Annotated in this window: 9 protein-coding genes; 7 read left to right on the top strand and 2 right to left on the bottom strand. The window is 66.2% G+C overall.

Features of this window, described 5'->3' with window-relative positions; translation table 11 throughout:
• Positions 1-782: 782 nt before the first annotated feature.
• Positions 783-1805 carry a CAF17-like 4Fe-4S cluster assembly/insertion protein YgfZ gene (ygfZ, locus tag ACPEES_RS12285; RefSeq protein WP_435103784.1) on the bottom strand — a complete coding sequence of 341 codons (1023 nt, stop codon included), beginning with the start codon at positions 1803-1805 and terminating at the stop codon, positions 783-785.
• Between the two features lie 171 nt (positions 1806-1976).
• Here ygfZ and ACPEES_RS12280 point away from each other — a divergent pair, with 171 nt between their 5' ends.
• The 7 genes from ACPEES_RS12280 to ACPEES_RS12250 all read left to right on the top strand — a co-directional run bounded on the left by ACPEES_RS12280 (position 1977) and on the right by ACPEES_RS12250 (position 6510).
• Positions 1977-2192 (top strand): DUF1674 domain-containing protein, encoded by a 216-nt coding sequence (locus ACPEES_RS12280; RefSeq protein WP_435103783.1) that lies wholly within the window; start codon positions 1977-1979, stop codon positions 2190-2192.
• A gap of 189 nt (positions 2193-2381) precedes the next feature.
• Positions 2382-2765, top strand: a complete 384-nt coding sequence (gene sdhC / locus ACPEES_RS12275) for a succinate dehydrogenase, cytochrome b556 subunit (RefSeq protein WP_435103782.1) — start codon at positions 2382-2384, stop codon at positions 2763-2765.
• 21 nt (positions 2766-2786) lie between these two features.
• A complete protein-coding gene (gene sdhD, locus ACPEES_RS12270; RefSeq protein ID WP_435103781.1) occupies positions 2787-3167 on the top strand; it encodes a succinate dehydrogenase, hydrophobic membrane anchor protein in 381 nt (126 codons plus the stop codon).
• A gap of 3 nt (positions 3168-3170) precedes the next feature.
• Complete coding sequence (gene sdhA / locus ACPEES_RS12265) at positions 3171-4964, top strand: succinate dehydrogenase flavoprotein subunit (RefSeq protein WP_435103780.1); 1794 nt, start codon at positions 3171-3173, stop codon at positions 4962-4964.
• A gap of 109 nt (positions 4965-5073) precedes the next feature.
• Positions 5074-5853: a succinate dehydrogenase iron-sulfur subunit gene (locus tag ACPEES_RS12260; protein WP_435103779.1), complete on the top strand. Its 780-nt coding sequence runs from the start codon at positions 5074-5076 to the stop codon at positions 5851-5853.
• Positions 5854-5864: 11 nt separating this feature from the next.
• Positions 5865-6104 carry a succinate dehydrogenase assembly factor 2 gene (locus ACPEES_RS12255; RefSeq protein WP_435103778.1) on the top strand — a complete coding sequence of 80 codons (240 nt, stop codon included), beginning with the start codon at positions 5865-5867 and terminating at the stop codon, positions 6102-6104.
• Positions 6058-6510 carry a protein YgfX gene (locus ACPEES_RS12250; RefSeq protein ID WP_435103777.1) on the top strand — a complete coding sequence of 151 codons (453 nt, stop codon included), beginning with the start codon at positions 6058-6060 and terminating at the stop codon, positions 6508-6510. Before ACPEES_RS12255 ends, ACPEES_RS12250 begins: the two co-directional genes overlap by 47 nt.
• On the opposite strand, the gene nadB is transcribed toward ACPEES_RS12250, so the two are convergent.
• Positions 6493-8136, bottom strand: a complete 1644-nt coding sequence (gene nadB, locus ACPEES_RS12245; RefSeq protein WP_435103776.1) for an L-aspartate oxidase — start codon at positions 8134-8136, stop codon at positions 6493-6495. The genes ACPEES_RS12250 and nadB overlap by 18 nt on opposite strands.
• Positions 8137-8518 lie beyond the last annotated feature (382 nt).

The following is an 8518-nucleotide window of genomic DNA, read 5'->3' as shown; positions in this document are numbered from 1 at the left end:
ATCAACGCATGCATCACCTCGCGACCCATCCATAATGCATATCGTGACGGGTCTATGCAATCGTCGGGGACCCGACACATAGGTATTGTCGTGCGACCCCGAGTGGGGCGTGTTCTCTCGGTGTTGTGCCTGCTTTGCGCCGGGGGCCTGTCGGCGATGGTGTTTCTGTGGGCGACCTGGATGGTAGGCGAAAGGGCGTTGTCCCACTTCGCGCCTACCGGGTTATTTGCGGCCGTCTGTTTGACGCTGGGATTGTGGCTGGCGTTGAGCGGGAGGGCAAAGCGACATTTCGCAGCCGAGTGTTACTAACCTTTGCGAACGTATTGCCAGATCTCAGCGCCACTGCGCGGTGTCTCGGCAAGGCGCGGGAGCGCCGGCGTGGCGAGGCCATGTCAAGCGAGCGCATAACCGTAGACAAGGAGGTAACGATGCTACGAGGCCCCACATCGAGGGCGCCGCATCTGAGCTGTCCGGATTGTGGTCTGTTCAACGACGAGAACAGTATTGAGTGCGCGCATTGTGGTGCGTGTATCGACGATGTATACCGGGCGGCGCAGATCGAGTGGCGGAAGGCGCGGAACCGGAAGGCGTTCTTTCAGGGAGTCGTGTTTTTCATTGCATTCATCGTGGTCGTTACGTTGATGTCCTCCCTGTTCCTGTCATTCACCCCTGAGTCGGACTGTAGTGGCCGTTATGCCGGGGTGACGGATTGCCACATATCCGTGCGGTGAAGATCCGCTGCGTCCGGCGCCCAGCAGGGGCGCCGGACGTGACATGGCTGGCTATTCGCCTTCCCCGGGGGGCGTATAGGGCAATGGCGCGATTTCCAGGTTGCGATCGTTGACGGTCAGCGGTGTGCCGCTGTCGGCGGTGTCGATTCGCAGCACGGCGAGCGCTTCGAATACGTCGGGGCCACAAGGGGCGCTGGAGACGAGCTCGCCGGCTTCCTTGTCGCCGGCGCTCACACGGGTGCCCGCCGCGGGGGGATCGCCGGCGCCGTGCAGCCGGTATAGCCGGCGCTTGAGCTGCCCCAGGTAGTGCATCCGGGCCACGACCTCCTGTCCGGGATAGCAGCCTTTCTCGTAACTGAGGCCGCCGAGCGGCTCCAGGTTGACCATCTGCGGAACGAACCGTTCCCGGGTCTCGGTAACCACTTCCGGCAACCCGGCGCGGATATCCAGCAGGCGCCAGATGGCGGTTCCCACCGCCGCGAGGCCGCCGCTTAGGGTGCGCCACAGATCGGGCGTCTGCGATGCGGGGGCGATCAGCAGCCAGCGTGGCGTCATGTCGGCGAGGCGCACGGCGATGAGGTCGCCGGCAGTCGAGACCTCGTCGCCGGCGCCTGGTGGCGTGCCAATGACCTCCGCGAGGAGCATGCTCGCGCTCGCGCCGGCGATTCCCGTGACGGTGACCGCCTCGCTGGCGTCCTCGACGGTGACCTTCGAGCGGAGCACGAACATGCGCAGGCGTTTGACAACGCTTGCGACCAGCGTCCGGGGCAACAGGAGCAGGAAACCGTCATCGGTACGGATGACCCGCAGCAGCGCCAGTAATCGGCCCTTCGGATTGCACCAGCCGGCGAGCCGGGACGAAGGCGCCTGCATGTCGTCGATGGCGTTGGTGAATTGCGCGTGCAGGAAGGCGGGCGCGTCAGCTCCGGTCACGCGGATGACACCCGTGTCGGTGAGGGGCGCGACCACCGGTGCGGTCTCGAGGCGTTCGAGCTCGTCGGGCGTCGCACCGAGTTGGATCCCCCCGTCGGGCGTCGCGTTGCCGTCGAGAATCTCGCTCCAGGTCGAATGCATAAGCGCGGCGGCACCTCCTATAGTAGGGAACGTGGGCGAGCGATCGCCGGTCGTGCACAATTCAACCAGCGCTTGGACGGCGGCGATGCCCGCAACAGGATTCCCGGATTCTCGCACGATCGCGGGGGCGACCGCGACGTAACCCTACAGACGTAACCCTCAGAGGTGGCCATGAGCGACGAGCACGAGCGCACGCCGGTGGACCCTGCAGACCACCGATCCGAGTCCGAGACCACCGCCGACGAGACCCAGTCGACCGGGGGCACGCCGGAGGCGGTGAACTGGGACGAGCCCGAGACCTGGCCGCGGGAGATCGGCGGCCAGCGAGGGCCGGAGCCGACGCGGTATGGCGACTGGGAGCGCAACGGCCGGTGCAGCGATTTCTGATCCTGTTGCAGTGGCCATCGTGTCAAATCAGGGAAGACAACGCGCCATAAAAATTGCCGACAATTGTATTGTAATTGTGTCGACAATTTGGCGTGGTGCAGTGCAAGACACTTGCATGGCGAAGGGCAGCCGTTTAATTTACCCGCCGGCCATGATTGAACTACCCAATAACTAAAGCGGAGCGAGACCATGCATACCGATAATCGGCCGCTTTCCCCCCATTTGCAGATATACCGTCTGCCGCTGACGGCGATCACCTCGATCAGCCATCGCATCTCGGGGGCGCTGCTCGCGGTGGGCGCGCTGGTGCTCGTTTACTGGCTGGCAGCGCTGGCGGGCGGCCGGGAGAGCTTCGCGGCAGCTCAGGCGTTCGTCGGTAACTGGTTCATTCAGCTGCTGATGTTCGTGTGGACTTATCTGCTCTTCTATCACCTGTGCAACGGCATCCGCCATCTCGTGTGGGACGCCGGTTACGGGTTCGAGCTGGAAACCGCGAAGAAGACCGGCGTGGCGGCCATCGTCGCCGCCGGTGTGCTCACCCTTCTCGCATGGATCGTTGCCTGGAGCGCCTAGGCGCCGGCTAAGGGGGCAGATATGAACTTCCGAACTCCCATCAAGCAGGCCCGTGGCCTCGGGTCGGCACATCACGGCACCACGCACTGGTGGTTGCAGCGGTTGACCGCGATCGCGCTGGTGCCGCTCGCGCTGTGGTTCGCGATCGGCGTGGCGACCATCAGCAGCGGCGGGTACGACGCGGCCGCGGCCTGGGTCTCCGCGCCGCTCAACGCCGTGCTGATGACGTTGGTCGTCGGCGTGACGTTCTGGCACGGGGCGCTTGGAGCGCAAGTCATTCTCGAGGATTACGTGGAGCACGAGGCGCTGCGCAAGGCGCTGATCGTGGTCGTGAATTTTGCTGCCGTAGTGCTGGGCCTGCTGGGCGTCATCTCGGTGCTGCGCGTTGCGGTGGGAGGCTGATCGATGGCGGGTGATTACGAGATCATCGACCATACCTATGACGTGGTCGTCGTCGGTGCCGGTGGCGCCGGTCTGCGGGCGACCTTCGGCATGGCCGAGAAGGGGCTCAAGACCGCCTGCGTGACCAAGGTCTTCCCGACGCGCAGCCACACGGTGGCCGCTCAGGGTGGCATCAGCGCCGCGCTCGGCAACATGGGCGAGGACGACTGGCGCTGGCACGCCTACGACACGGTCAAGGGGTCCGACTGGCTGGGCGACCAGGACGCCATCGAGTATATGTGCCGTGAGGCCATTCCCTCGATCGTGGAGCTGGAGCACTACGGCGTGCCGTTCTCACGCACGGAGGAAGGCCGGATCTACCAGCGGCCGTTCGGCGGCATGACCACGCATTATGGTGAGGGTCGTGCCCAGCGGACCTGTGCCGCGGCCGACCGCACCGGTCACGCCATCCTGCACACGCTGTATCAGCAGTCGCTCAAGCACGAGGCGGAGTTCTACATCGAGTTCTTCGCCATCGACCTGATCATGGACGCCGACGGTGCCTGCCGTGGCGTGATCGCGCTGGAGCTGGCCACCGGCAAGATCCATCGCTTCCGCACCCACATGGTGGTACTCGCCACCGGCGGCTACGGGCGCACGTATTTCTCCTGCACGTCCGCGCACACGTGCACCGGCGACGGTGCCGGGATGGCCCTGCGCGCCGGACTGCCGGTGCAGGACATGGAGTTCATCCAGTTCCACCCCACCGGTATCTACGGCGCTGGCTGCCTGATCACCGAAGGCGTGCGCGGCGAGGGGGGGTATCTGACCAACTCCGATGGCGAGCGCTTCATGGAGCGCTATGCCCCCAACGCCAAGGACCTCGCCTCCCGCGATGTGGTCAGTCGTTCCATGACCATAGAGATCCGGGAGGGGCGCGGCGTCGGCGCCGAAAGCGATCATATCCACCTCCACCTGGAGCATCTCGGCCCCGAGGTCATCAACGAGCGCCTGCCCGGTATAGCGGAGACCGCCCGCATTTTCGCCGGGGTGGATGTCGCCAAGGAGCCGATCCCGGTGCTGCCGACGGTTCACTACAACATGGGCGGCATCCCCACGAATTACCGCGGTGAGGTGGTCGCCCCGAGGGACGGCGACCCGGACGCCGTGGTGCCCGGGCTGATGGCCATCGGCGAGGCCGCTTGCGTGTCGGTCCACGGTGCCAACCGTCTGGGGTCCAACTCGCTGCTCGACCTGGTCGTCTTCGGCCGCGCGGCCGCCATCCGCGCTGCCGAGGTGGTCGCCGAAGCCGGCAGTAACCACAAGCCCTTGCCGGAAGACAGCGCCGAGCTCGCCCTCGGCCGCCTGGACCGCCTGCGCAACGCTGACGGCGACGAGCCCACCGCGCAGCTGCGCGACCGCATGCAGCGGACGATGCAGAACTACGCTGCGGTCTTCCGTACCGGTGAGACGCTGGAGGAGGGCTGCAACCGGATCGACGAGATCTTCCAGGCGTTCGACAACGTCCGGGTTTCGGACCGCTCGCTCATCTGGAACACCGATCTGGTCGAGACGCTGGAGCTCGAGAACCTGCTCGCCAACGCCGTGACGTCCGTGCAGTCGGCGCGAAACCGCACCGAGAGCCGCGGTGCTCACGCGCGCGAGGACTACACCGAGCGCGACGACGACAACTGGATGAAGCACACCGTCACCTGGCTGGGCGACAAGGGTCAGGTGACCATCGATTACCGTCCGGTGCATATGACCACCCTGACCGACGAGATGGAAGTCATTCCGCCGAAGAAGCGCGTCTACTAGGGCCTGTGGACTGTCCCCCGGGCGCGAAGGGCCCGGGGACAGTCGACTGGCCCTCGACGCGCTGCGGCATCCATCGTTTCGGTCAAGCGTCTGCGAAGAGGTTCACGAGATGGCAAAGTTCAGTCTGCCGGCCAACTCTCGCGTAAAGGAAGGCAAGGCCTTCAAGGCGGAGGGTGGTAGTCACAACGTCAAGCACTTCAAGGTCTACCGCTGGAATCCGGACGGCGGTGAGAACCCGCGCCTCGACAGCTACGAGGTCGATCTCGACAGTTGCGGGCCGATGGTGCTCGACGCGCTGATCAAGATCAAAAACGAGATCGACCCGACGCTCACTTTCCGCCGTTCCTGCCGCGAGGGGATCTGCGGTTCGTGCGCGATGAACATCGACGGCCAGAACACCCTGGCCTGCATCAAGGGCATCGACGAGGTCGACGGTGACGTGCGCGTGTACCCGCTGCCCTCCATGGCGGTGGTGAAGGACCTGGTGCCCGACCTGACGCACTTCTACGCCCAGTACGCGTCCATCCAGCCCTGGATGAAGACCGAGACGCCCGCGCCGCCGGACCACGAGCGCCTGCAGTCCAAGGAAGACCGCGCGGAGCTGGACGGTCTCTACGAATGCATCCTGTGCGCCTGCTGTTCCACCTCTTGCCCGAGCTATTGGTGGAACCCGGATCGCTACCTCGGCCCCGCGACTCTGCTGCAGGCCTATCGCTGGATCGCCGATAGTCGCGACGAGGCCACCGGTGAGCGCCTCGACGAGCTCGAGGACCCGTTCAAGCTCTACCGCTGCCACACGATCATGAACTGCACCTCGGTGTGCCCCAAGGGGCTCAACCCCGCGAAGGCCATCGCCGAGATCAAGAAGCTCATGGTGGCGCGGCGCTGAGGGCACGGGGCATGTCGCAGACGTCGAAGCTGCGCTGGCGGTGCCGGCGCGGCACCAAGGAGCTCGACGTCATGCTCGAGCGCTTCCTCGACCGGCACTACCCACACCTCGACGAGGCCGGGCAGGCGGCGTTCCAGCGCCTGCTGGAAGAGGAGGACGACCGCCTCATCGACTGGCTGTTGAGCGACCGGGAGCGTCCCACGGATGGGCCCCTCGCAGACATCGTCGCTCGCATCCGCGCGGCTGTATGAGGGGCATCTGCGGATATCGCCCCTGCTCGTCGCGACCATTCTGGGCACCCACCTCGTGGCGCTGACCCCGGCGTTCGCCTCGCCGCACTGGCGGGTATCGGAGCGGGTGATCTGGCTCGCGCCGGTGTTGGGCTCACTCGTCCATTCTCTCGTGCGTTACGCCTGGCGAGGGCGCATGGCGCGTGCGCTCCAACTGCGTACGAATGGGCACATGCGCGTGCGAACCTCGCGGGGGTCACACGAAGGGCACGTCATCGCCACACACGTGATCGGCCCGTTTCTCGCACTGCGCTGGCAGACGGTGGCCGGGCGGGCGACCCTCGTGGTGGCCCGGGACGGTTGCGACGACTGGCGCGGCCTGCGCCGGGCGCTCGCCCGGCTTCCGGCCTCAGAGCCGGCCGCGTAGTCGGCGGTATGGTCGCGGCGGCTCGGGGACGAGCACGGTGGGACGGGGCGGGCGGCGTTCATCCGGCGTGGGGTGATCCAGCGTGTAGTGCAGGCCCCGGCTCTCGTGCCGGCTTTGCGCGCAGCGGATGATCAGGTCCGCCACCACGGCGAGGTTGCGAAGCTCCACCAGATCCGCGGTGATGCGGAAGTTGCCGTAATATTCGGCGATCTCCCGGGCAAGCAGATCGATCCGGTGGCGTGCGCGCTCCAGGCGTTTGTTCGTCCGCACGATGCCCACGTAGTCCCACATGAACCGCCGGATTTCGTCCCAGTTGTGGCTCACCACCACTTGCTCATCCGAGTCGGTCACCAGGCTCTCGTCCCATGCCGGCGGTACTGGCGCCGCCTGTGTATCCGCCGCAAGGCGGGTGGCTATGTCGTCCGCGGCGGCCGTGCCGTAGACGAGGCATTCGAGCAGGGAGTTGCTTGCGAGCCGGTTGGCGCCGTGGAGACCGGTATAGGTGCACTCGCCGATGGCGTAGAGACCGGGGATGTCCGTTCGGCCGTTACGGTCCACCACCACGCCGCCGCAAGTGTAGTGTGCCGCCGGTACCACCGGAATCGGCTCGCGGGTCATGTCGATGCCGTAATCCCGGAGTTTCTCCGAGATCGTGGGAAAGTGTTCGCGCACGAATGCCGCGTCGCGGTGGCTGATGTCCAGGTACAGGCAGTCGGCGCCGAGGCGCTTCATTTCATGGTCGATGGCACGGGCGACGATATCCCGTGGGGCGAGCTCGGCGCGTTCGTCGAAGCGATCCATGAAGCGGCTGCCGTCGGGCAACAGCAGCCGTGCACCCTCACCGCGCACCGCTTCACTGATGAGGAATGATTTCGCTCGCGGGTGGTACAGGCAGGTGGGGTGGAACTGATTGAATTCCATGTTTGCCACCCGGCAGCCGGCTCGCCAGGCCATCGCGATGCCGTCGCCGCTGGCGCCGTCCGGGTTGCTGGTGTACAGGTAGACCTTGCTGGCGCCGCCGGAGGCAAGCACCACGCAGCGTGCGGCGATTGCCCTGACGCGCTTGCCGCTCGCATCGAGCACGTATGCCCCCAGGCAGCGGTCGGCCTCGTGGCCGAGGCGGCGCGCGGTGATCACGTCCACGGCGAGGTGGTGCTCCATGAGGGTCACGTTGGGGCGGGCGCGGACCTGGGCCTCGAGCGTGGTCGTGATGGCATGTCCGGTGGCATCGGCGGCGTGAACGATCCGGCGATGACTGTGCCCCCCTTCGCGATGGAGATGCAGCGCCTCGGTGCCGTCGTCGCGGCGATGGCGCGAGAACGGGACTTCCGCCTCCACCAGCCACTCGATCGCCGCATGCCCGCGCTCGGCCACGAAGCGCGCTGTCTCGGCGTCGCTGAGTCCCGCACCGGCGTCCAGGGTATCGGCGACATGGGCGTCGACCGAATCACTCGCCTCGAGCACAGCGGAAACGCCACCCTGGGCGTAGAGGCTCGAGCCCTCGCCGATCGGTCCCTTGGCGAGCATGCACACGCTCACGTGCTCCGGCAGGCGCAGGGCCAGGGTCAGGCCCGCCGCGCCGCTGCCGATGATGAGGACGTCGAAGCGTTCCACAGCGTCGGTCATCCAGTGTGTCCTGTATCAGTGTTTCGTTGTATTTCCGAGCGCCCCGGTTCCGCCGGGTCGTGGGCGCGGTGACGAGTCGTAATGGGGCCCGTGGCGAGAGGGCGCAACATCCCCTGGCGTACCCGGGGCGATCCCTGGGGCGCGTCATGGCGTCGCTCGACGTGGCGCCCACCGCGCCTTCGCGCCGCCGCCTCGTGACAGCGGCGGGGTGACGCGCAGGAACACCACGAAATGTTGATGCAGGACACTAGTTGCACCCGTTCTCGGCTATCGGCTACGCTCACGACGCTGTTCGGGCGGCTCGCCTGCGCCGTGATAAGGGCTCGAAAGCATGTAGCATGCCACAGGCATGCGCCGGCACGTGAGCCCGGGCCACACTCCA

This window comes from Arhodomonas sp. AD133, assembly GCF_051195215.1.
In the GTDB taxonomy this organism is placed as follows: domain Bacteria; phylum Pseudomonadota; class Gammaproteobacteria; order Nitrococcales; family Nitrococcaceae; genus Arhodomonas.
The sequence above is the reverse complement of the archived record's forward strand: the minus strand, read 5'-3'. Positions and strand labels throughout refer to the sequence as shown.

What these genes read in the sequence shown, in the direction of transcription:
- ACPEES_RS12255 (WP_435103778.1), top strand. Translation starts at nt 5,865, where the DNA reads ATGTCGCAGACGTCGAAGCTGCGCTGGCGGTGCCGGCGCGGCACCAAG.
- ACPEES_RS12250 (WP_435103777.1), top strand. Translation starts at nt 6,058, where the DNA reads ATGGGCCCCTCGCAGACATCGTCGCTCGCATCCGCGCGGCTGTATGAG.
- sdhC (WP_435103782.1), top strand. Translation starts at nt 2,382, where the DNA reads ATGCATACCGATAATCGGCCGCTTTCCCCCCATTTGCAGATATACCGT.
- sdhA (WP_435103780.1), top strand. Translation starts at nt 3,171, where the DNA reads ATGGCGGGTGATTACGAGATCATCGACCATACCTATGACGTGGTCGTC.
- nadB (WP_435103776.1), bottom strand. Translation starts at nt 8,136, where the DNA reads ATGACCGACGCTGTGGAACGCTTCGACGTCCTCATCATCGGCAGCGGC.
- sdhD (WP_435103781.1), top strand. Translation starts at nt 2,787, where the DNA reads ATGAACTTCCGAACTCCCATCAAGCAGGCCCGTGGCCTCGGGTCGGCA.
- ACPEES_RS12280 (WP_435103783.1), top strand. Translation starts at nt 1,977, where the DNA reads ATGAGCGACGAGCACGAGCGCACGCCGGTGGACCCTGCAGACCACCGA.
- ACPEES_RS12260 (WP_435103779.1), top strand. Translation starts at nt 5,074, where the DNA reads ATGGCAAAGTTCAGTCTGCCGGCCAACTCTCGCGTAAAGGAAGGCAAG.
- ygfZ (WP_435103784.1), bottom strand. Translation starts at nt 1,805, where the DNA reads ATGCATTCGACCTGGAGCGAGATTCTCGACGGCAACGCGACGCCCGAC.